This window comes from Streptomyces sp. NPDC020597 (assembly GCF_044335095.1).
Lineage (GTDB): Bacteria > Actinomycetota > Actinomycetes > Streptomycetales > Streptomycetaceae > Streptomyces.
The window spans coordinates 127,834-148,377 of the sequence record NZ_JBIRUL010000017.1; the positions used below are offsets into that span (position 1 = coordinate 127,834).

Annotated in this window: 20 protein-coding genes; 10 read left to right on the forward strand and 10 right to left on the reverse strand. The window is 72.4% G+C overall.

The annotated features are described in order from the left end of the window. Positions 1-237: 237 nt before the first annotated feature. The 4 genes from ACH4ZA_RS26680 to ACH4ZA_RS26695 all read left to right on the forward strand — a co-directional run bounded on the left by ACH4ZA_RS26680 (position 238) and on the right by ACH4ZA_RS26695 (position 5,069). Entirely contained in the window at positions 238-2,112 is a 1,875-nt protein-coding gene (locus ACH4ZA_RS26680) for an ABC transporter transmembrane domain-containing protein (RefSeq protein WP_398432003.1), read from the forward strand. Continuing rightward, entirely contained in the window at positions 2,109-3,890 is a 1,782-nt protein-coding gene (locus ACH4ZA_RS26685) for an ABC transporter ATP-binding protein (RefSeq protein ID WP_398432004.1), read from the forward strand. The genes ACH4ZA_RS26680 and ACH4ZA_RS26685 overlap by 4 nt, the downstream gene beginning before the upstream one ends. Positions 3,891-4,250: 360 nt before the next feature. After that, positions 4,251-4,721, forward strand: coding sequence for a DUF5709 domain-containing protein (locus ACH4ZA_RS26690; protein ID WP_398432005.1), 471 nt, complete (start codon positions 4,251-4,253; stop codon positions 4,719-4,721). A 90-nt stretch (positions 4,722-4,811) separates the two neighbouring features. Next, complete coding sequence (locus tag ACH4ZA_RS26695; protein WP_398432006.1) at positions 4,812-5,069, forward strand: type B 50S ribosomal protein L31; 258 nt, start codon at positions 4,812-4,814, stop codon at positions 5,067-5,069. A gap of 68 nt (positions 5,070-5,137) precedes the next feature. Here ACH4ZA_RS26695 and ACH4ZA_RS26700 read toward each other — a convergent pair whose 3' ends face one another. Further along, complete coding sequence (locus ACH4ZA_RS26700) at positions 5,138-5,932, reverse strand: metal-dependent hydrolase (RefSeq protein ID WP_057582614.1); 795 nt, start codon at positions 5,930-5,932, stop codon at positions 5,138-5,140. A gap of 145 nt (positions 5,933-6,077) precedes the next feature. On the opposite strand from ACH4ZA_RS26700, the gene ACH4ZA_RS26705 reads away from it, so the two are divergent. Together ACH4ZA_RS26705 and ACH4ZA_RS26710 are read left to right on the forward strand one after the other, a co-directional pair. Continuing rightward, complete coding sequence (locus ACH4ZA_RS26705) at positions 6,078-8,591, forward strand: DEAD/DEAH box helicase (RefSeq protein WP_398432007.1); 2,514 nt, start codon at positions 6,078-6,080, stop codon at positions 8,589-8,591. Between the two features lie 76 nt (positions 8,592-8,667). Beyond that, on the forward strand, positions 8,668-9,534 hold the full coding sequence (locus tag ACH4ZA_RS26710; protein ID WP_398432008.1) for an acyl-CoA thioesterase: 867 nt from the start codon (positions 8,668-8,670) through the stop codon (positions 9,532-9,534). An 8-nt stretch (positions 9,535-9,542) separates the two neighbouring features. On the opposite strand, the gene ACH4ZA_RS26715 is transcribed toward ACH4ZA_RS26710, so the two are convergent. From ACH4ZA_RS26715 to ACH4ZA_RS26745, 7 genes are all read right to left on the reverse strand, one after another. Further along, positions 9,543-10,493, reverse strand: coding sequence for a DUF6397 family protein (locus tag ACH4ZA_RS26715; protein WP_398432009.1), 951 nt, complete (start codon positions 10,491-10,493; stop codon positions 9,543-9,545). 137 nt (positions 10,494-10,630) lie between these two features. Continuing rightward, positions 10,631-11,044, reverse strand: coding sequence for a roadblock/LC7 domain-containing protein (locus ACH4ZA_RS26720; protein ID WP_398432010.1), 414 nt, complete (start codon positions 11,042-11,044; stop codon positions 10,631-10,633). Between the two features lie 218 nt (positions 11,045-11,262). Continuing rightward, complete coding sequence (locus tag ACH4ZA_RS26725) at positions 11,263-11,868, reverse strand: GTP-binding protein (protein ID WP_398432011.1); 606 nt, start codon at positions 11,866-11,868, stop codon at positions 11,263-11,265. A 153-nt stretch (positions 11,869-12,021) separates the two neighbouring features. Then, positions 12,022-12,432 carry a DUF742 domain-containing protein gene (locus ACH4ZA_RS26730; RefSeq protein WP_351678145.1) on the reverse strand — a complete coding sequence of 137 codons (411 nt, stop codon included), beginning with the start codon at positions 12,430-12,432 and terminating at the stop codon, positions 12,022-12,024. Positions 12,433-12,449: 17 nt separating this feature from the next. After that, complete coding sequence (locus ACH4ZA_RS26735) at positions 12,450-12,887, reverse strand: roadblock/LC7 domain-containing protein (protein WP_398432012.1); 438 nt, start codon at positions 12,885-12,887, stop codon at positions 12,450-12,452. Further along, positions 12,884-15,589 (reverse strand): nitrate- and nitrite sensing domain-containing protein, encoded by a 2,706-nt coding sequence (locus ACH4ZA_RS26740; RefSeq protein ID WP_398432013.1) that lies wholly within the window; start codon positions 15,587-15,589, stop codon positions 12,884-12,886. Before ACH4ZA_RS26740 ends, ACH4ZA_RS26735 begins: the two co-directional genes overlap by 4 nt. A 45-nt stretch (positions 15,590-15,634) precedes the next feature. Next, on the reverse strand, positions 15,635-16,438 hold the full coding sequence (locus tag ACH4ZA_RS26745) for an MHYT domain-containing protein (RefSeq protein ID WP_398432014.1): 804 nt from the start codon (positions 16,436-16,438) through the stop codon (positions 15,635-15,637). Positions 16,439-16,590: 152 nt separating this feature from the next. On the opposite strand from ACH4ZA_RS26745, the gene ACH4ZA_RS26750 reads away from it, so the two are divergent. Continuing rightward, the gene (locus ACH4ZA_RS26750) at positions 16,591-17,190 is read left to right on the forward strand and encodes a class I SAM-dependent methyltransferase (RefSeq protein WP_398432015.1); all 600 of its coding nucleotides are present in this window, start codon (positions 16,591-16,593) and stop codon (positions 17,188-17,190) included. Positions 17,191-17,194: 4 nt separating this feature from the next. On the opposite strand, the gene ACH4ZA_RS26755 is transcribed toward ACH4ZA_RS26750, so the two are convergent. Next, positions 17,195-17,953 (reverse strand): alpha/beta fold hydrolase, encoded by a 759-nt coding sequence (locus ACH4ZA_RS26755; RefSeq protein WP_398432016.1) that lies wholly within the window; start codon positions 17,951-17,953, stop codon positions 17,195-17,197. A 207-nt stretch (positions 17,954-18,160) separates the two neighbouring features. Between ACH4ZA_RS26755 and ACH4ZA_RS26760 the strand changes: the two genes are divergently transcribed. The 3 genes from ACH4ZA_RS26760 to ACH4ZA_RS26770 all read left to right on the forward strand — a co-directional run bounded on the left by ACH4ZA_RS26760 (position 18,161) and on the right by ACH4ZA_RS26770 (position 20,167). Next, positions 18,161-18,739 carry a PadR family transcriptional regulator gene (locus tag ACH4ZA_RS26760; protein ID WP_398432017.1) on the forward strand — a complete coding sequence of 193 codons (579 nt, stop codon included), beginning with the start codon at positions 18,161-18,163 and terminating at the stop codon, positions 18,737-18,739. Positions 18,740-18,794: 55 nt separating this feature from the next. Continuing rightward, complete coding sequence (locus ACH4ZA_RS26765; protein WP_398432018.1) at positions 18,795-19,124, forward strand: hypothetical protein; 330 nt, start codon at positions 18,795-18,797, stop codon at positions 19,122-19,124. Positions 19,125-19,261: 137 nt separating this feature from the next. Next, positions 19,262-20,167, forward strand: a complete 906-nt coding sequence (locus tag ACH4ZA_RS26770) for a hypothetical protein (RefSeq protein WP_398432019.1) — start codon at positions 19,262-19,264, stop codon at positions 20,165-20,167. A 55-nt stretch (positions 20,168-20,222) separates the two neighbouring features. Here ACH4ZA_RS26770 and ACH4ZA_RS26775 read toward each other — a convergent pair whose 3' ends face one another. Beyond that, positions 20,223-20,405 carry a hypothetical protein gene (locus tag ACH4ZA_RS26775; protein WP_053851965.1) on the reverse strand — a complete coding sequence of 61 codons (183 nt, stop codon included), beginning with the start codon at positions 20,403-20,405 and terminating at the stop codon, positions 20,223-20,225. Between the last annotated feature and the right edge of the window lie 139 nt (positions 20,406-20,544).

Below are 20,544 nucleotides of genomic sequence, written 5' to 3' on the forward strand. Positions count from 1 at the left end.
ACTTTCCGGACTTTCGGGGAAGCTTACGGACATCATGACCCCATCGGACGGCTGCCGGATTCTGTCGCCGTCACAGAAAACCGGTTGAATCCGACCGCTCCGCGCCGTCAACCTTGCACGGTTTGCTGCCGCTTCCCGCAAACCCGTCCGTCACCTTGCCGGTTGCCCCCTCCTCCCCCCTCCCCCTCCCCCTCCGCCTCCTCTCCCCTCCCCGCTGACTCGAGCCACTGGGACGTCATGCAGATCCAAGACCTTCCGTATCCCGACCCGGGCGTGCCGGACGTTCGATCGGGCCCCCGCTTCCTGTGGTGGCTCGGCCGCAACCAGCTGGGCGGCCAGCTCAAGGCGCTGCTCTGGGGCCTGCTGCACTTCGTCGCCGTCTCCGCGCAGCCGTTCTGCGTCGGCTTCGCCATCGAGGCCGTGGTCGACCGCTCCGGAACCCGACTGGCCCTCACCGGCGCGGTGATGGCCCTGTGCGGCGCCGCCACCGCGATCGGCGACACCTTCCTGCACCGCGCCGCCGTCACCAACTGGATCACCGCCGCCGCGCGGGTCCAGCAGCTCCTCGCCCGCAAGGCCTCCCATCTCGGCTCCGCGCTGACCCGGCGCGTCGCCGCCGGGGAGGTCGTGGCGGTCTCCACGGGCGACGTCGAGAAGATCGGCTGGTTCGTGGAGGCCGTGTCCCGCTTCACCGCCGCGGCGATCACGGTACTGCTGGTCTGCGTCGGCCTCGTCGTCTACCAGCCGGCGCTCGGCATCGTGGTCGCCGTGGGCCTGCCCGCGCTGGCCCTGGCGGTCCTGCCCCTGCTGCCCAGGGCGACGCAGCGGGCGGACTTCCAGCGCGAGAAGGCCGGACGGGCCACCGAACTCGCCTCGGACACCGTGGCCGGCCTGCGGGTGCTGCGCGGCATCGGCGGCGAGGAACTGTTCCTCGACCGCTATCGCAGCGCCTCGCAGGAGGTTCGGCACGCGGCCGTGCGCAGCGCGCGCATGTGGTCGCTGATCAGCGCCATCCAGGTGCTGATGCCGGGCCTGCTGTTGATCGCGGTCGTCGTCCACGGCGTCCACCTGGCCCGCGAGGGCCGCATCTCCGTCGGCGAACTCGTCACGGTCTACAGCTCCGTGATGGTCCTGACCTACCCGCTCAGGCACTTCGAGGAGATCGCGATGGCGTACTCCTTCTCCCGTCCGTCGGCGACCCGGGCCGCGGGCGTGCTGTCCCTGGAGCGGGCCGGGAACACCGGCGGATCCCGTCCGGCCGGCGCTCCTACGGGCGATCTGTACGATCCCGCCACCGGGCTGCTCGCCCCGGCCTCACAGCTGACCGCCGTGGTGTGCGGCGACCCGGACGCGGCAGGACGACTGGCCGAACGCCTCGGCGGACACCCCCCGGAGAACGGGCCGTCGGTCCTGCTCGGCGGCGTGCCGCTGGACGAACTGCCGCTGGACTCCGCGCGTTCGGTCGTCCTCGTCCAGGACAAGGACCCCGTGCTGCTGTCCGGTGCGCTGCGCGACCTGCTCGACGTGCCCGCCTCCGGCGCGGTCGACGCGCAGGCCGCGCTGGCCGCGGCCCAGTGCGGCGACGTCCTCGACGCGCTGGTCCAGGGCTCGCTCGACGCCGACGACCCGATGGACGCCCGCATCACCGAACGCGGCCGGTCCCTGTCCGGCGGGCAGCGCCAACGCCTCGCCCTGGCCCGCTCGTTGTACACGGACCCCGAGGTCCTCGTCCTGGACGAGCCGACGTCCGCCGTCGACTCGCACACCGAGGCCCGGATCGCCGAGAGCATGCGCGACCTGCGCGAGGGACGCACGACCGTCGTGTTCACCTCCTCTCCGCTGCTGCTGGACCGCGCCGACCGCGTCGTGCTCGTGCACGAGGGTGAGGCCGTCGCGAGTGGAGCGCACCGCGCGCTGTTGCACTCCGAGCCCCGGTACCGGGCCGTGGTGACCCGGGAGACCGACGAGGAGGCCGCCGGCCGAACGGGCCCCGATTCCGCGGCAGGCGGGGCTCCCAAGGCGGAGAAGGCCTCCCTGAGCGATGTGTTGAAGGACCTGGAAGCCGACGAGCTCGCATGCGACCGGCTCGAAGAGATCGAGGAGACGGCATGATCGGCGTGGCGCCGCCCGCCTACGACCCGGCAGCACCGACGACGGCGAACACCCTGCCCGTCGGGGCGCCCGCGACCGTGCGCGCTTACGTGGCCGAACTCCTGCGCCGGCACCGGCGCGCCTTCCTGCTCCTCCTGCTCGTCAACACGATCGCCACGGTCGCCTCCATGGTGGGCCCCTGGCTGCTCGGCGACACGGTGGAGCGGCTGTCGGAGGGAGCACGAGAACTGCATCTCGGGCTCACCGCGACCCTGTTCGTGCTGGCCCTGGCCGTCCAGGCCGCCTTCGTACGTCAGGTACGGCTGCGCGGCGCGATGCTCGGCGAACGGATGCTGGCCGACCTGCGCGAGGACTTCCTCGTCCGGTCGGTCCGGCTGCCGCCGGGCGTGCTGGAGCGGGCCGGGACGGGCGACCTGCTGTCCCGTATCACCACGGACATCGACCGGCTGGCCAACGCGATGCGGGAGGCCGTGCCCCAGCTGACGATCGGCGTGATGTGGGCCCTGCTGCTGCTCGGCGGGCTCGTGGTCACCTCGCCGCCGCTGGCGCCGGCGGTGCTGATCGCGGTGCCGCTGCTCGTGGTGGGATGCCGCTGGTACTACAAGCGGGCGCCCGCCGGCTACCGCTCCGAGGCCGCCGGCTACGCGTCGGTGGCCGCCGCCCTCGCCGAGACCGTGGACGCGGGCAGGACGGTCGAGGCACACCGCCTCGGCGAGAGCCGCATCGCTCTTTCGGAGCAGCGCATCCAGCAGTGGACCGCATGGGAGCGCTACACCCTGTGGCTGCGGTCCGTGCTCTTCCCGGTGATCAACATGGTGCACGTCACCGTGCTCGGCTCGGTCCTCATGCTCGGCGGGGCCTTTGTGCTGCAGGGCTGGATCGACGTCGGTCAGCTCACGACGGGAGCGCTGCTGGCGCAGATGCTCGTCGACCCCGTGAACCTCATCCTGCGCTGGTACGACGAGCTCCAGGTGGCCCAGGTGTCGCTGGCGCGCCTCGTCGGTGTGCGCGACATCGAGCCGGACGCAGGGGACACCGGGGTGGCGCCGGACGGGCGGGACGTGCTCGCGGACCAGGTCCACTTCGGCTACCGGGAGGGCGTCGACGTGCTGCGCAAGGTGTCCCTCGAGGTCTCCCCCGGCACCCGGCTGGCGCTGGTCGGCCCGTCCGGCGCGGGAAAGTCCACCCTGGGCCGGCTGCTCGCGGGGATCTACGCGCCCCGCGACGGCCGGATCACCCTGGGCGGCGCCGAGCTGTCGCAGATGACCGCCGAGCGCGTCCGCTCGCACGTGGCGCTCGTCAACCAGGAGCACCACGTCTTCGTCGGCTCCCTGCGCGACAACCTCCGGCTCGCCCGCACCGGCGCCGGGGACGCCGAACTGTGGGCAGCCCTGGGCGCCGTCGACGCGGACGGCTGGGCGCGGGCCCTGGACGACGGTCTCGACACCGAGGTCGGCTCCGGCGGCGTGGTGCTCACTCCGGCACAGGCCCAGCAGATCGCCCTGGCCCGGCTGGTCCTGGCCGACCCGCACACGCTGGTCCTGGACGAGGCGACCTCGCTGCTCGACCCCCGCGCCGCACGCCACCTCGAGCGGTCCCTGGCCCGCGTCCTCGAGGGCCGCACCGTGGTCGCCATCGCCCACCGGCTGCACACCGCCCACGACGCCGACGTCATCGCCGTCGTCGAGAACGGCCGGATCAGCGAGCTCGGCAGCCATACCGAACTGGTCGCTGCGGACGGGGCCTACGCGGCCCTCTGGCGTTCCTGGCACGGCTGAGCCGGCGCGCGCCGCGCCCGCCGGGCCTGCGGGACCGCCGCCGCGGTACGGGGACCGGCCGGTGCTCCCGGGGCGGGCGGCGCCACCGGTTCCGTCCGCGCGGACGGCGCGGGGTCCCGCGCCGGCACGCGCCGGTCGCGGTCCCGGCGCCGCCGGGGAGTCGCCGCGGCGACGGCGGCGCGGTGAGCGCTCTGGCGTTGCGGGGAACCGATCAGGGGTGGAACGCTGGATATCGGCACCCGTGCGGGCGACCGTCGGGATCCACCCGGAAAGACACGACGAGACCGGCCGGTGCCCCGTGCGGCGGCAGCCCGTCGCCGACCGCGGTGAGAACGGGCCCGTCACCCCCTGGAGGTAGCCGTGACCAGCGCCGACGGATGGGGAGACGATGTCTACCAGCCCGACTCGTCCGACATCCAGGACGACGCGGGGCTGCTCGACGCGGAGGACACCCTGGAGGACGACGGTGTCGACGACCCGCTCGACCGCGGCTGGTCCCCTCCGGACCGGCCCTGGGCCGTGGAGCACTCCGGGGTGACCGCCGCGGAGCGCCGCCGGGGGGAGACCCTGGACCAGCGGCTGGCGGAGGAGCGCCCCGACCTCCGCGTACCCGACGGTGACGGTCTGGGCGACTGCGACGGCACTGACGGGGAACTCCTCGACAACGAGGTCGGAGCAACACGCTCCGGCCGGCTCGTGGCGCCCGACGAAGGAGCCCACGAGGACGAGGAGAGCGCGCTGGTCGCCACGGACGTGGGCATCGACGGGGCGGCCGCGTCGGCGGAGGAGGCCGCGATGCACGTCGTCGACGAGGACGCCCTGTCCGGCTGACCCCCGCCCGGCCCGTCCGGCTCCGGCCCATCCCTCCGGCCGGGCCGTTCCCGGCGGGTCGCCGCCATCGCCATCGCACGAGGAGCGCTCATGCAGCAGGACCAGAAGCCCGACTACCACCCGGTCGTCTTCCGCGACCGGGCCGCCGGCTACGCCTTCCTGACCCGGTCCACCGCGACCAGCGAGCAGACGATCGAATGGGACGACGGCGAGACCTACCCGGTGGTGGACGTGGAGATCTCCTCGGAGAGCCACCCCTTCTACACCGGCAAGTCGCGCACCGTGGACACCGAGGGGCGCGTGGCACGCTTCGAGCGCCGTTACGGCGACGGCGGGGAGATGACCTGAGCCGACCCGGTCGGCACCGGCTCCGCGACGGTCTCCGCCGCGGCCGGCCGTCGCGGCGGAGCCACGGATCAGATGTAGTTCAGGGCAGCCGCCCCGCCCACTCCCCCGAGCACCATGAACACGGGCATCAGCACCTTCAGCTCGACCCAGCTGCCCGCCCGGAACCGCATGGCCTTGGGCGGGCCGATCGGGTACCAGCGCTTGCGCCCGATCGGGATGGGCCACAGCACCGGACAGCCCGAGACCGTCAAGGCGTCCCCGATGTCGTGGACCAGGGCGCCGAGCACGATGGGCAGCCCCAGCCACAGGTACTCCTGGCCGGGCTGCGTGAACAGCCAGTCCGCGCCGTTTCCGGGCTTGTCCAGCACGCCGGCCAGGATCCACGCGCTGGTCGCGGCGAGCAGCCACACCAGGACGTCGCTGCTGGAACCCCGGGCGGCCCGCCACAGCAGGCCCTCGATGGCCAGCACCATGTGCACGAAGAGGAGCCCCAGCACCGCCCAGCGGCCACCGGTGATCGCCAGCGCCGAGGCGCCCGCACCGATCATGACCGCCCACAGCCAGGTGTGCGTGAGCGTGCGGTGCCCGCCGGAGCGGCGTGGGTCGCCCTGCTTCCGCGTGGACTTGTAGACGGCGTAGGAGAGCTTGTCGACGATCTCGCACAGCCAGCGCGAGACGGGACCGAAGGACCGGGAGATGGTGGCGGCCTTGTGGTCGAGATCCGGCGCGAGCGCGGCGCCGGCGCAGATCAGCGCACCGGCGAGCAGGACGGGCCAGGGCATCGTGTGTCCGGCCGCGGCCGCGGCCGCACCGACGCCGAGCCAGGCGGCGGCGCCCGACAGTGAGTGTGCTGGTCCCATCATGGCCCTTGCCCGCCCTATCCCTCATGTACCGCTGTCCAGTTGACCGGGTGCGATGACGCTCCGTCGGCGACACAGCGTAGCTGCCATGATCTTGGGGTCGGGAGCCGATTCCCCTCTGTGGACCGGGGGCAGGCAAGATGGGGTCGTGACCCTCATCGATCAGCTGCCGCCGACCGCAGATCCCGACGCCCTGTACGACGCCTTCGAGTCCTGGGCGCAGGAGCGCGGTCTGGCGCTCTACCCCCACCAGGAGGAGGCGCTGATCGAGGTGGTCTCCGGGGCGAACGTGATCGTCTCGACGCCCACCGGTTCCGGCAAGAGCATGATCGCCGCGGCAGCGCACTTCGCGGCCCTGGCCCGTGACGAGGTCACTTTCTACACGGCACCGATCAAGGCGCTGGTGTCGGAGAAGTTCTTCGAGCTCTGCAAGATCTTCGGCACGGAGAACGTCGGCATGCTGACCGGCGACGCGTCGGTGAACTCCGACGCCCCGGTCATCTGCTGCACCGCCGAGGTGCTCGCCTCGATCGCGCTGCGCGACGGCAGGCAGGCGGACGTCGGCCAGGTCGTCATGGACGAGTTCCACTTCTACGCCGAGGGCGACCGCGGCTGGGCGTGGCAGATCCCCATCCTGGAACTGCCGCAGGCGCAGTTCGTGCTCATGTCGGCGACACTGGGCGACGTGTCCTTCTTCGAGAAGGACCTCACCCGGCGCACCGGCCGCCCCACGGCGGTGGTCCGTTCGGCGACCCGGCCCGTGCCGCTGTCCTACGAGTACCGCTACACGCCGATGACGGAGACCCTCACCGATCTGCTGGACACCAGGCAGGCTCCCGTCTACATCGTGCACTTCACGCAGGCACAGGCGGTGGAGCGGGCACAGGCGCTGATGAGCATCAACATGTGCTCGCGTGAGGAGAAGGAACGGATCGCCGATCTCATCGGCAACTTCCGCTTCACCACCAAGTTCGGCCAGAACCTCTCGCGTTACGTGCGGCACGGCATCGGCGTCCACCACGCCGGCATGCTGCCGAAGTACCGGCGCCTGGTGGAGAAGCTCGCCCAGGCCGGTCTGCTGAAGGTCATCTGCGGTACCGACACGCTCGGCGTCGGCGTCAACGTACCCATCCGCACGGTGCTGTTCACCGCGCTGACCAAGTACGACGGGAACCGGGTGCGCACGCTGCGCGCCCGTGAGTTCCACCAGATCGCGGGCCGGGCCGGCCGGGCCGGGTTCGACACGGCGGGGCTGGTGGTGGCGCAGGCGCCCGAGCACGTCATCGAGAACGAGAAGGCCCTCAGCAAGGCCGGCGACGACCCGAAGAAGCGCCGCAAGGTGGTGCGCAAGAAGGCGCCGGAAGGATTCGTGGGCTGGACGGAGAGCACCTTCGACAAGCTCATCGAGGCCGACCCGGAACCACTGACGTCGCGTTTCCGGGTGACGCACACGATGCTGCTGTCCGTGATCGCCCGCCCCGGAAACGCCTTCGCGGCGATGCGGCATCTGCTGGAGGACAACCACGAGCCGCGCAAGCAGCAACTGCGGCACATCCGGCGCGCCATCGCGATCTACCGGTCGCTGCTGGACGGCGGCGTCGTGGAGAAGCTCGACGAGCCGGACGCCTCCGGCCGTATCGTCCGCCTCACCGTGGATCTGCAGCAGGACTTCGCACTGAACCAGCCGCTGTCGACCTTCGCGCTGGCCGCCTTCGAGCTGCTGGACCCCGAGTCGCCCTCGTACGCCCTCGACATGGTCTCCGTCGTGGAGTCCACGCTGGACGACCCCCGCCAGATCCTGGCCGCCCAGCAGAACAAGGCGCGCGGTGAGGCGGTGGCGGCGATGAAGGCGGACGGCGTCGAGTACGAGGAGCGCATGGAGCGCCTGCAGGACGTCTCGTACCCGAAGCCGCTGGAGGAACTGCTCTTCCACGCGTACGACACCTACCGCAGGAGTCACCCGTGGGTGGGCGACCATCCGCTGTCGCCGAAGTCCGTCATCCGTGACATGTACGAGCGGGCGATGTCGTTCACCGAGCTGGTCTCCCACTACGAGCTGGCCCGCACCGAGGGCATCGTCCTGCGGTACCTGGCCGGCGCCTTCAAGGCGCTCGACCACACCGTCCCGGACGATCTGAAGTCCGAGGACCTGCAGGACCTGATCGCGTGGCTGGGCGAGATGGTGCGCCAGGTGGACTCGAGCCTGCTGGACGAGTGGGAGCAGCTCGCCAACCCGGAGGTGATGACGGCCGAGGAGGCGCAGGAGAAGGCCGACGAGGTCAAGCCGGTCACGGCGAACGCGCGCGCGTTCCGGGTCCTGGTCCGCAACGCGATGTTCCGCCGTGTCGAGCTCGCCGCCCTCGACCACGTCGCCGAACTCGGCGAGCTCGACGCGGACGCCGGCTGGGACGCCGACGCCTGGGGCGAGGCGATGGACAAGTACTGGGACGAGTACGACGACCTCGGCACCGGCCCCGACGCGCGGGGTCCCAAACTGCTCGTCATCCAGGAGGAGCCGCAGAACGCGCTGTGGCGCGTCCGTCAGATCTTCGACGACCCGAACGACGACCACGACTGGGGCATCAGCGCGGAGGTCGACCTCACGGCCTCCGACGCGGAGGGCCGCGCGATCGTCCGCGTCACGTCCGTCGGCCAGTTGTGAGCGCAGCGGCGGCGGCCGCCGCCACGGGAACCGGACCAGGACCAGGACCAGCACAGGGCACAGGAGAAGCACACCGATGACGAATCCGGCCGAGAGACTAGTCGACCTGCTCGACCTGGAGCAGATCGAGGTCAACATCTTCCGGGGCCGCAGCCCGCACGAGTCCCTGCAGCGGGTCTTCGGCGGCCAGGTGGCCGGCCAGGCGCTGGTCGCGGCAGGGCGGACCACCGAGGGCGACCGGCCCGTGCACTCGCTGCACGCGTACTTCCTGCGCCCGGGCCGGCCGGGCGTCCCCATCGTGTACCAGGTGGAACGGGTGCGCGACGGCCGGTCGTTCACGACCCGCCGGGTCACCGCGGTGCAACAGGGGCGGACGATCTTCAATCTCACCGCCTCCTTTCATCAGCCTGAGGAAGGTCCCTTCGAGCACCAGCTGCCGCCGGCACGTGAGGTGCCGGACCCGGAGTCACTGCCCTCCGTCACGGACGAGGTCCGGACGCATCTGGGTGAGCTGCCGGAGCAGTTGGAGCGGATGGCGCGTCGCCAGCCCTTCGACATCCGGTACGCGGACCGGCTGCGCTGGAGCGCCGACGAGGTCAAGGGGGCCGAGCCACGCAGCGCCGTGTGGATGCGTGCGGTCGGGCCGCTCGGCGACGACCCGCTCGTCCACACCTGCGCGCTCACCTACGCCAGCGACATGACGCTCCTCGACGCGGTCCGCCTCCCGGTGGAGCCGTTGTGGGGTCCGCGGAACTTCGACATGGCGTCGCTGGACCACGCGATGTGGTTCCATCGGCCGTTCCGCGCGGACGAGTGGTTCCTGTACGACCAGGAGTCGCCGATCGCCACGGGCGGGCGCGGGCTGGCCAGGGGCCGCATCTACGACCTGGAGGGGCGGCTGCTGGTGTCCGTCGTCCAGGAAGGTCTTTTCCGCGCGCTGTAGGCCGGGCGTCAGCCGCTGCGGCGGCGCAGCCAGCCGAACAGGCCGCGTGCCGACGGGTTCGGATCGCCGAATGCGTCCGACCGGTCGTACGCATCCGACTCGGCCGGGGAGTCCAGTGGGTCCATTGCGTCCAGTCGTGCGTATCGCGGTGACGGACGACGCCGGGCGGGCTTCGGGAAGGGGTGCGGCGCGGGCTGTGCCGCGCGTGCCTCGGCCAGGGTGTTCGCCAGATCGGAGCTCAGCCAGTCGATCTCGTCGCGGTCCTGTGCGGTCATGATCTTCTCGATGAGCTGGGCGGCGGGAGAGCCCGGGGCTCCGTGCGCCGGCGGCGCGGGCCGCAACCTGTTCAGATGCGCGCGCTCGTAGGAGTCGTCCACGACCTCCGCGACATGTGGCGGGCCGAGGAAGGCCGCCAGCACTCCGGCGCGCTGCCAGGGGTCGTCGGTCTGCCGGAGCAGGAAGCCCAGGTGGCGTCCCCGCCAGTTCCGGGCCCGCAGGTCGACGCCTGCGGCCAGCTGGCTGCGCAACACCTCGGGCGTCCGCCCCGTGAGCAGGAAGGCGTTCGTCCGGTCCGCCGCGAACTGGCGCAGTTCCTCGGCGAGATACAGCCATACGACGGCCCGGTACCGGTTGAGATAGAACTTGACGGGCACCACCAGTCCGACCCGTGCGAGACGGGTGAACCGGGTGGGCGGCACCTCCAGGATCGCCGCGCCCTCGCCGGTGCCCACGGCGTGCACCCGTTGACGGAGAGTCTCGGGAAAGCCCGGTTCCGCCCGCAGGCGGTCGATCTCGGCGCGGGCCACCCGACGGCCCCCTCCCCCTTCGTCGGGTGTCGTCCTGATGCGCCCTAGGTGCACGCCGAGGTCGAACTCACTGCGTTTCAGGCTCAGTTCGCGTGCCGCGCGACCGGGCGCGAGTGATGTGGAGTGCAGGCGTGCGAAGGTGTTCGCGGACATGGCGGATCTCCCCCGTGGAGTGAGTGGAGTGAAGCGGGCCCGCGCCGTCGGCGGTGGCCCCGGAAAAAACCGTACCCGTGGACGCCGATTCCGTGGCGGCCTGTGGATAACTCCGAAGGGGAGGGTGAAAGTGCAGGTCAGATACCTGTCAGTGGGGCGCGGTCAGGGTGCCGGGCGTCCACGGTGAGGTGTTCGCCGACCCGGTTGACGAGCAGAGTCATCTCGTAGGCGACACGACCCATGTCGGCGTCCACCCCGCTCAGCACGCACAGGCAACTGCCTGCTCCGGCCGCGGTGACGAACAGCACCGCGTCATCGAACTCGATCATCGTCTGCCGTACCCGGCCCGCCCCGAAGTGACGTCCCGAGCCCTTGGCCAGGCTGTGGAGGCCGGACGCGACGGCGGCGAGGTGCTCCGCGTCCTCCCGGCGCATTCCGGTGCTCGCGCCCGCCACCAGCCCGTCGTCGGACAGGACGAGCGCGTGTCGTACGTGGTCGACGCGCTCGGCCAGATCGTCCAGCAGCCGGCCCATTCCCTGGTTGCCCGCCATGTCCCGCTCCCCGTGTGACATTCCCCGTATGCCGTCCCCTGCGATCCGCCGGCTCGCCGGAGGACCCGCCCATCACCCTTCCCCAGGGACGGCGGCGGGAGCAAGGAGGACGGCGGCATGGCGCGGAAGTCGACGTCCACCACTGCGTGCAACAGCAGGAGTTCGCCCTTCGCCGGGGCGCAGGACATCGCGAGCCGGCCCCGCGGCGGACGCCCAGGTCAGCCGACCGAGTCGAGCAGGCGGGCGGTGTGCATCCGCCCGGCGTACTCGACCAGCCGGATCAGCACCTCCTTCCCGGAGTCCCGGTCACGGGCGTCGCACAGGACGACCGGGGTGCCCTCGTCCAGGTCGAGCGCACGCGACACGTCCCGGGCGCCGTACGTTCGCGTGCCCGTGAAGCAGTTGACGGCCACGACGAACGGAATGTGCCGGTGCTCGAAGTAGTCGACCGCGGGGAAGCAGTCCTCGAGCCGTCGGGTGTCGGCCAGAACCACCGCGCCCAGTGCTCCCTGCGACAGTTCGTCCCACAGGAACCAGAAGCGGTCCTGCCCCGGAGTGCCGAACAGGTAGAGGGAGAGTCCGGAACGGATGGTGATCCGGCCGAAGTCCATCGCGACGGTGGTCGTGACCTTCTGGTCCACGCCGTCGGTGTCGTCCACCGACTGGCCCGCCTGGCTGAGCAGTTCCTCGGTGCGCAGCGGTTTGATCTCGCTGACCGCGCCCACCATGGTGGTCTTGCCCACGCCGAACCCGCCGGCGACCAGAATCTTCAACGCCATCGGGGCCGACTCGCCGTCGGCGGTGTCGGAGTGCTCGGAGACCATGGATCACTTCTCTCGGGATCAGGTCCGGGGCGTCGGCCAAATTCGACGCCGAACGGAGGATGCGAGGCAGGGCGGAGGCGAGGCAGGGAGGAGACGCGATACGGGGGAGGCGTCGCGGGTCCGGGCGCCTCCGGTCGGGTCGGCGAGGTTCGTCTACAGGGCTCGCAGCCCTGCGATCACCTCGCGCAGGATCCGTTCGTCGGGGAGCTGCGCGGGCGGGACCGGCCGGCTGACGGTGACGCAGCCCAGTTCGAGCAGATCACCGAGGAGCACTCGGACGACGCCCACGGGCAGGTCGGCGCCGGCCGCGAGTTCCGCGACGGACTGGGTCTCCTCGCGGCAGAGACCGACGAGGGCACGGTGCTCCGGTCCGATCGCCAGACCGTCCGTGCCGGGCGCGCCCGGATCCAGGGTGACCAGGGCGATCAGGTCGAAGCGCACTCCCGTCGGGCCGGGTTTCGTCCGTCCGCCCGTCATGGCGTACGGGCGGACCAGGGGGCCGGCGTCGGTGTCGAACCACTGGCTGCCCGGTCGGTGCGGGGCGCCGGTCATGTCCTCGGTCATCGGCACGGACTCTCGTCTCATCCGACGGAGGGCGGCCGCGCGGCGAGGCGCGTGGGCGTGTAGAGGTGCTCTCCGACGCGCTTGACCAGTCGTGCCATCTCGTACGCGACCAGGCCGATGTCGGCGGTCACGGCGGTGAGCACGGCCAGACAGGAGCCGTCGCCGGCGGCGGCCACGAACAGGAAGCCGTCATCCATCTCCACCATGGTCTGGCGTACGCCGCCGGCGCCGAAATGGCGGCCCGCGCCCTTGGCGAGGCTGTGGAAGCCGGAGGCGACGGCGGCGAGGTGCTCGGCGTCCTCACGTCTGAGGTCGGTGGAGGCGCCGACGGCGAGGCCGTCGTTGGACAGCACCACCGCGTGCCGTACCTCGCTCACCCGCATGACCAGGTCGTCCAGCAGCCAGTCGAGTTCGCCGGACCGCTGGGCCGATCTCATGCTCGGATCCTGGATCATGCGTGGTCTCCTTCAGTGCTTTCGCTGCCCGGTGCGGAATCCGGGGCCGCGCCGCGGCCGGGTTGCCTTCCGCCGCCTCGGGCCCAGCCCGCCCGGTACGCGGCCAAACGGTTCCGTGCGAGCTCGGGGGTGCGTCCTTCGTCGCCGCGCGGGGCGGTCGTCCGGGCCGGTTCGCCGGGGCCCGAGCGGCGCAGTTGGGGAGCGAGGCTGGCCTGCCGGACCCGGCGTGGAAGGTCGTCCGTGTCCTCCCCCTGTCCGGTCCCGGCTTCGTCGTGTCCGGTGGCCTCGCCGTGTCCGGCGTCCTGGTCGTCGTCCGGGGGACGGTGCAGACGCAAGGCTGTCACTCCGGTGGGCGGTGGAACGGCCGCGGCGGGCTCGGCGGCGCCCTGCGCGGAGGCAGCGAGCGCGGGTCTTTCGGCGGGCGGGAGGACGGACTCGCGCCGTCGGCCGGCAGGGCCGGGGCTGACGGCCTGCCGGTGGTCGAGCGGTCGCTCGGACATCTCGTGCGGCCCGAAGGCGTGCTCGTCGGCAGCGCGGCCGTCGGAGGCGCGGCCGACGGGGTTGTGGCCGCCGCCTCCGGCCACGCGCGCGTAGGCGCGTTCCGTCGGCTGCCCCGCCGCCTCCCGGGCGGAATCCTCCGGCGTGCCGCTGTGCAGCAGGGCCGTCGGGAGCAGGACGACCGCCGTGGTGCCGCCGTAGGGCGAGGTTCGCAGATGCACCTTGACGCCGTGCCGGGCGGCGAGCCTGCTCACGACGAACAGGCCGAGCCGGTCGCTGTCGAAGAGGTCGAGGGCCTCGGACTGGGCGATGCGGCGGTTGGCCTCGTCGAGGGTCTCCCTGCCCATGCCCAGGCCCCGGTCCTCGACTTCCACGGCGTAGCCGTTGCCGACGGGTTCGCCGGTGACGCGCACACGGGTGTGCGGGGGCGAGAACTGTGCCGCGTTCTCGACGAGCTCGGCGAGCAGGTGGGTGAGGTCGGCCACGGCCGTGCCGAGGACGGCGGCCTCGGGGAGTTGCCGTACCTCCACGCGCGCGTAGTCCTCGACCTCGGAGACGGCTGCGCGGACGACGTTGGTGAGGGAGACCGGCATCCGCCAGGCCCGCCCGGGCGCCGCACCGGAAAGGATGATCAGGCTCTCCGCGTGGCGTCGCATGCGGGTGGTGAGGTGGTCGAGCCGGAAGAGGTCGCTGAGCTCGTTCGGGTCGTCGGAGCGGCGCTCCATGCTGTCCAGGAGGCTCAGCTGGCGGTGGACGAGGACCTGGCTGCGGCGGGCCAGGTTGACGAACACCCCGGAGATGCCGCTGGCGAGTTCGGCGCGCTCCACGGCGGCGCGCAGTGCGGCCCGGTGCACGGTGTTCAGCGCCTCGGCGACCTGGCCGGTCTCGTCCTCGGAGGGAGGACCTGGCGGAGCTTCCGCGCGGACGTCGATCTGCTCCCCGGCGCGCAGTTTCCCCATCGCCTCCGGGAGTTTGCGCCGGGCGATCTCCAGAGCGCTGTTGCGCAGGCCGACGAGTTCGACGACGAGCCCGCGACCGATGCGCACGGAGATGACGAGCGAGGCGAGGACGGCGGCGAGGCCGAGCAGCACCGCGGCTCCGGGTGCGGTGAGCAGACCGCGGGTGAGCGGGTCGGCGCGGCCGGCGACGTCATTGCCGGCGTTCGCCTCGATGGTCCGCATGCCGTCCTGCACGCGGGCGTGTGCCGACTCCCAGGCGCCCTCGGGGGCGGCGGCGATCGCCTTGGCTCCCGGCCGCCTGGCGAGCACCCTGTCCTCGGAGGCCCCCAGGGCCGCGTAGGCGCTGCCGGCGGCGAGACGGCGCCAGGCGGTGTGCTCGGGCCCGCGCAGGTCCGCGGTGGCCGATCCGGTGAGGGCACGACGCGTGTCGACCGCGCCGGTGAACAGTCGCAGACGGGTTCCGTCGAGGCGCCCCTCCAGACGCGCGCCGGCGAGCACGGCGTCCTCCTGGGCCAGTGCCTCTCCCGCGCGGGAGAACTCGAGCAGCACGCGCGCGTCGGAGCCGAGTTCGGCGTCCTGGATGCCCGTGAGGGCACCGCCGACCGCGAAGGCCGACGAGATGGCGCCGGTGTAGCGGCTGTAGGCCGTCTCCCAGCCGGCGCTGCCGTCGAGTACGGCGCTCCGCAGCTCGGACAGGCGTCCGGCGTCGGAGACGAACGTCTGGAGACGCCGGGCCACGCCCGCGGGCAGGTCCTGGCCGTCGGCGACGGTGCTGTCGTCGCCGAGCCGCAGGCCGGACACCGCGCGGTCGGTGCGTTCGGCGAGCGTCCGCAGGCCGGCGTCCTGTCCGGGTGCGGGACGGGTCGCGTACCGTACGGCGGCTGTCCGTTCGGCCTGGAGGGCGGCCACGGCGGCCGCGACGGGGGCGCGGACCTGGGAGTCGACGCGCTGCAACTGGCGCAGCCGGGAGACGTCCTGTGCGGTGCCGACCGTGGCGAAGGCCCACAGGGCGAGCAGGGAGACGACCGGCACCATCAGCAGGCAGACGATCTTGGCTCGTACGGTGCGTGGCCGGAGGCGCCAGCCTTGCGTGCGCGGGGTCGACGTGTCCGGGGCGGGGGTCTTCGACGGGTCCGTCCGTTCGTCCGGACCTTCGTCGGCCGGGGGTCCGGCGTGGGCGCGCCTCCCGCGCGCGGGGGGCGGCGCGTCGGCGCCGGCCGTCGGGGTCCTGCGGGGTGTGCGCATGGCCTCCTCGCTCGGAAGGGGGGCTGGGACGGGTGTGCCGGCCGGTCAGACGGTCCGGGCCGGTTGTCGCCCCGGACCGCCCTGGGCGATCTCCACGGCCTGCTGTGCCGAGGCGGAGGCCGCGCGCTCCCCGGTGGTGGGTGACAGGGCGACGAAGGCCGAGGTCAGGAAGAGATAGGACCCGAGGCCGACGGCGAGGGGGAAGATGAACTGCATCGCCGTGGCCCCGGGCAGCGTCTCCCCCGAGGGCGTGACGTGCACCCGCACCGCGAACATGCCGGTGTAGTGCATGCTGCTCACCGCCACGCCCATGACGAGGGAGGCGAGGGTGACGGCGACCGGCGACTTGATGTTGAGCGCCGCCCAGAGCGCCGCGGTCGCCGCGACGACGGCGATCAGGACGGAGAGTCCCACCCGCACCGCGTCGTAGGTGACGTCGCCGTGCAGCCGGACCGCCGCCATGCCCAGGTAGTGCATGCTCGCCACGCCCAGACCGGTAGTGAGTCCGCCGATCAGCAGCGCGCGCGTGCGGTCGCCGCCGTAGCCGACGGCGAAGACGCCGGCGCAGACCACGACCATGGCCACGAGAAGACTCAGCACGGTCAGGGGGACGTCGTAGCGGATGTCGGTGCCGGTCACGCCGAATCCGAGCATCGCCACGAAGTGCATGGTCCAGATTCCGGTGCCGATCGCCGACGCGGCGGTGATCAGCCAGTTGCGGCGGGAGCGCCCGGAGACGCCGAGCGCGCGCATGGTGCAGCGCAGCCCGAGGGCTGCGCCGATGCAGGCCATCGCGTACGACAGCACGGGGGTCAGCCAGCCGAAGGCGGCGTGGTCCAGGTGTCCCATGGCCACGGGACGCTAGCGGGGGCCAGGGAGCACAAGGGCGGCGCATTTCGAAAGCTGTTGGAATATGACTCAGAGATGCGCCTGAACGATCGGGTCACGCTCGAACATGTGCGCCGAGGCGTCCTCCGGTCCGGTGAGGGATCATGCGGAGAATGAGCGACCGTCACACACATGTTCAGGAGTTCTTCGGCGCCCGCGCCGCCGGCTGGGACGACCGGTTCCCCGACGACGGTCCCGCCTACGCGGCTGCGGTCGGCGGCCTCGGGCTGCGCGAGGGTGACCGCGTGCTGGACGCGGGGTGCGGCACCGGACGGGCTCTGCCGCCGCTGCGTGCCGCCGTGGGGCGTTCGGGAGTGGTCGTCGGGGCCGATCTGACCCCGGCCATGCTGGAGGCCGCCGTACGGGCCGGCCGGGACCGCGACGGGCGGCTGGTGCTCGCGGACGTCACCGCTCTCCCCCTGCGCTCCGGGGCCCTGGACGCCGTCTTCGGCGCGGGGCTCGTCTCCCACCTGCCCCGGCCGGCCGAGAACCTCGGCGAGCTGGCGCGCGTGGTGCGCCCCGGCGGCATGCTGGCGCTGTTCCATCCCCTAGGCCGGGCGGCGCTCGCGGCCCGCCAGGGGCGTCGGATCACGCCGGAGGATCTGCGGGCCGAACCCAACCTCCGCCCTCTGCTGGCGGGGGCGGGGTGGCGTCTGACGTCGTACGTCGACGAGGACGCGCGGTTCCTGGCCGTGGCCGTACGCGAGGGCTGAGGAGTCACTCGCCTCCGGCGACCGCCCGCACGAACGCGTCGGGGTTGTCGAACATGACGTTGTGGCCGGCGCCCGGCACCGTGACCACGCGCACCCCGGCGGCCGCCAGCGCGTCCGCTCCGTCGAGCGGGCCGGTGAACTCACCCTGCAGGTAGACGCGTTCCACCGTGTGCAGGCCGGTCAGGATCTCGCGCATGACGGGATCCGATCCGCGCCGCAGTCCGACGGCGCTGCGGTGCAGTGCGCGCGGGTCGGCGAGCCGCATCGTCGCCGCCCACACAGGCCCGACCTCGTCGAGCACGCGCGCGTACTCGCCGGCGACGAACTCGTCCTCCCCGTAGGAGGCGATGCCGCTGCTGCCCGCGGCGGGCGGCGGGAACGCGTCGAGGTTGGCCTCCGTCAGCACCAGCCGGGCGACCAGGTCGGGCCGGCGGTGCGCCAGGACGACGGCCACGGAGCCGCCCATGCTGTGGGCGACCAGTTCGGCGCCGGTCACCCCGGCCGCGTCCAGCGCGGCCGCCAGGGCGTCGGCGTGTTCCTCGAGCGTGTAGCCGAAATCCGCCGGGCGGTCGCTGATGCCGTGACCGGGCAGGTCGACGAACATGCTCCACCGGCCGGCCAGTTCCGGCCGCGCCGCCACGTGCGCGTGGTACACGGTCGAGGCCGCGCCGAGCCCGTGCACGTACACCCGCGCGGGCCCGCCGCCCCGGGTCTCGGTCCAGCGCACCCGGCTCCCCTCGCCGTCGAACTCGGTCTGCTGCATCGCTCCCCCTCGGATCACGGTCGTCGCCCGGCCCGGTCGATCGCCACCAGGGCCGGCACGGGTATCGACATGGCACCGGGATCGGCATCGCGATGACCATACATCGTTCACGAGGTACTACGTCAACGATGTATGTCCATAGTGCAGTACGGCAAGGACGTGGTACCAAGACTGCGAGGTACACCTGTTCTGCGGCAGAATGCGGACATGCTGGAGCTCGCCGTCCTCGGTTTCCTGTTCGACGCCCCGCTGCACGGCTACGAGCTGCGCAAGCGCATCACCGCACTCACCGGGCACGTGCGCCCCGTGGCCGAGAGCACGCTGTACCCGGCGATCAAGCGCCTGGAGAAGGCGGGCCTCCTGGTGCGCGCCACCGAGCCCGGCATCGCAGCCGCTCCGCGGCACGTCCTGAGCCTCACCGCCGACGGCCGGGACGAACTGCGCAGGCGGCTCGCCGAACCCGACCGGCGGGACATCACCGACGAGAACCGCTGGTTCACCGTGCTCGCCTTCCTGCGGCACCTGGACGACTCCGCCGCCCAGGCCGCGGTGCTACGCCGCCGGCTGGCCTTCCTCGAGGAACCGGCGAGCTTCTTCTACGACGGCGACCGCCCGTTGCGGGCCGAGGAGCTGACGGATCCGTTCCGGCGCGGCATCCTGACCATCGCCCGGGCCACCTCGCGGGCCGAGCTCGCCTGGCTGCGCGAGACCCTCGGGTCGCTCGACGCCCGATCAGTGACCGCAACCCCGTTCCCTTCCGCCCCCGGGCGGGCAACTCCAGGGTGAGCAGCGGGAGATGGACGGCCCGTCGACGCATTGAGGCACTGGGAAGGCGGACGGCATGATCGGTGCGATACGCAAGGCTTGCGGAAGACTCCTCGACGCGGGGCGCGCGCGGCCCGGTCCGGACAGCGCGGCGAGCCCGGACGCCACGGCGCGCTCGGGCAAAAAGCGCACGCACAACCTGTTCGAGGCGGCCGCCGTGTACGTCTCGGCCTGCGCGGAGGACGATCAGGACAAAATCGACGAGGCAGCGGACTGGGTGTCGCCGGAGGCGTTGTCCTTCGGCGTCAACGAACTGGCCTGCCGCGCCGTCATCGCCCTGGCGCGGCAACGCGACGAATCGCCGCAGACCGTGGCTCGCGAACTCCTCGGACTGCCGGCGGCGTGACGCATCCGACCGCTCCCCGTGGTCGATTCGCCCCGTCCGGCCGGAAACCTGCAGCTCCGGGTAGTCGGCGGCCGTGACAAGCGCCTTCTCGCCGCACTAGGGTGCGCGCGGTTGGACGAACCGATGGGGAGGCTGGGATGGCCGGGACGGACGAGGACACCGTCGCCGCCGCGGACGACGCGCTCTATGTGCTCACGGCGGTGCTGTTGACGCCGGCGAAGTTCCCGAGCGCGCTGGGCGACGACTATCCGGAGGCCTGCGCGGCGCTCGGCATGCCGCCGCTCGCCGACGGGTACGGCCTGGTGCTGGGCCAGGACGGCGGAGGAGCACGGTGGACCGTCGTCATCGACGACGTGTCCTTGGTGGCCGTCGCCATCGCGTCGTGGGACTGCGGCATGGAGTACGACCTGTCGCCCGACGAGCGGACGGTCGTCGCCGCACTGCCCGGCTGGCCGCTTGCGGTCGCCGTCGCGGCTCCCGGCGTGCCCGCACCGCACGACCCCGCCCCGGACGTCGCGGACGGTCCCACGCTGACGCCTCCGGACACCAGCACCTGGGGTCCCGCACAGCGTCGTCTGGGTGCAGACGAGATCGCGCTCCAGTGGGCCGTGTGGCGGGAGCAGATCGACGACGCGGAGTTCGCTTCGTCGCGGGAGCGCGCGGAGACGGCCGCAGGTTCCGCGGGCGACGCAGCAGTGACCGAGGGCGACGCCGGTCGTGCCGGCACGGCCGGCGAGCCCGGGTCCGGCGGGGCCGGCAAGGCGTCGCCGGGCGGGCACAGCGGCATCCGCCGAGTGCTGGCCGAGGTGCGCGCCTACGTGGACAGCCCGCCTCCGCTCGGACGGGTGCGCTCCTCGTTCGCTCCCGGTGACGCGCGAACGCTGCGCGCCGACGGTCCCGGCTGGTCGCTCGTCGCCAGGACCGACGACATCGCGTTCGTGCTGCTCGACGAGGAGCCGGGCGAGGTGCTGCCCGTCGGCCGCGGACCCGAACTGCCCGGACTGCTGGAGGCACTCGACAAAATGGCCGTACGGCCCCTGTGAGACCGGTCGGGTCTCCCCGAGCGGGCGACGGGGGCCGCCACGCGGTCCCCGTCTCTCAGCGGCCGAGCTCCTTGCGCGTGACACGGCGCAGCCTGCGCCGCTGCGACGGATCCAGCGTGAGGTAGGCCGCCGCGGGAACCCCCACCACGATCAGCAGGGCGGCCCACCAGGGCAGCCAGATCAGCAGGAGGAGCCCTACCGCCACGCCCCCTGCGGCGATCTTCGCGTTCTTCGACATGTGTGCGTCGCCTCCTTCGCGGCCGTTGCCGCTCTCTGCCATGAAAACGGGTCCACGCCGCCCGCGGTTCCGGCAGCGACCCTGAGACGTCCCTGAAACCCACCCCCGAGAGTCCCCGAGGCGCCCTCGAGGCGTCCGG

Coding starts and splice junctions, on each gene's coding strand:
- ACH4ZA_RS26680 (WP_398432003.1), top strand. CDS start 238: ATGCAGATCCAAGACCTTCCGTATCCCGACCCGGGCGTGCCGGACGTT.
- ACH4ZA_RS26685 (WP_398432004.1), top strand. CDS start 2,109: ATGATCGGCGTGGCGCCGCCCGCCTACGACCCGGCAGCACCGACGACG.
- ACH4ZA_RS26695 (WP_398432006.1), top strand. CDS start 4,812: ATGCAGCAGGACCAGAAGCCCGACTACCACCCGGTCGTCTTCCGCGAC.
- ACH4ZA_RS26700 (WP_057582614.1), bottom strand. CDS start 5,932: ATGATGGGACCAGCACACTCACTGTCGGGCGCCGCCGCCTGGCTCGGC.
- ACH4ZA_RS26710 (WP_398432008.1), top strand. CDS start 8,668: ATGACGAATCCGGCCGAGAGACTAGTCGACCTGCTCGACCTGGAGCAG.
- ACH4ZA_RS26715 (WP_398432009.1), bottom strand. CDS start 10,493: ATGTCCGCGAACACCTTCGCACGCCTGCACTCCACATCACTCGCGCCC.
- ACH4ZA_RS26720 (WP_398432010.1), bottom strand. CDS start 11,044: ATGGCGGGCAACCAGGGAATGGGCCGGCTGCTGGACGATCTGGCCGAG.
- ACH4ZA_RS26725 (WP_398432011.1), bottom strand. CDS start 11,868: ATGGTCTCCGAGCACTCCGACACCGCCGACGGCGAGTCGGCCCCGATG.
- ACH4ZA_RS26730 (WP_351678145.1), bottom strand. CDS start 12,432: ATGACCGAGGACATGACCGGCGCCCCGCACCGACCGGGCAGCCAGTGG.
- ACH4ZA_RS26735 (WP_398432012.1), bottom strand. CDS start 12,887: ATGATCCAGGATCCGAGCATGAGATCGGCCCAGCGGTCCGGCGAACTC.
- ACH4ZA_RS26740 (WP_398432013.1), bottom strand. CDS start 15,589: ATGCGCACACCCCGCAGGACCCCGACGGCCGGCGCCGACGCGCCGCCC.
- ACH4ZA_RS26745 (WP_398432014.1), bottom strand. CDS start 16,438: ATGGGACACCTGGACCACGCCGCCTTCGGCTGGCTGACCCCCGTGCTG.
- ACH4ZA_RS26750 (WP_398432015.1), top strand. CDS start 16,591: ATGAGCGACCGTCACACACATGTTCAGGAGTTCTTCGGCGCCCGCGCC.
- ACH4ZA_RS26755 (WP_398432016.1), bottom strand. CDS start 17,953: ATGCAGCAGACCGAGTTCGACGGCGAGGGGAGCCGGGTGCGCTGGACC.
- ACH4ZA_RS26760 (WP_398432017.1), top strand. CDS start 18,161: ATGCTGGAGCTCGCCGTCCTCGGTTTCCTGTTCGACGCCCCGCTGCAC.
- ACH4ZA_RS26765 (WP_398432018.1), top strand. CDS start 18,795: ATGATCGGTGCGATACGCAAGGCTTGCGGAAGACTCCTCGACGCGGGG.
- ACH4ZA_RS26770 (WP_398432019.1), top strand. CDS start 19,262: ATGGCCGGGACGGACGAGGACACCGTCGCCGCCGCGGACGACGCGCTC.
- ACH4ZA_RS26775 (WP_053851965.1), bottom strand. CDS start 20,405: ATGTCGAAGAACGCGAAGATCGCCGCAGGGGGCGTGGCGGTAGGGCTC.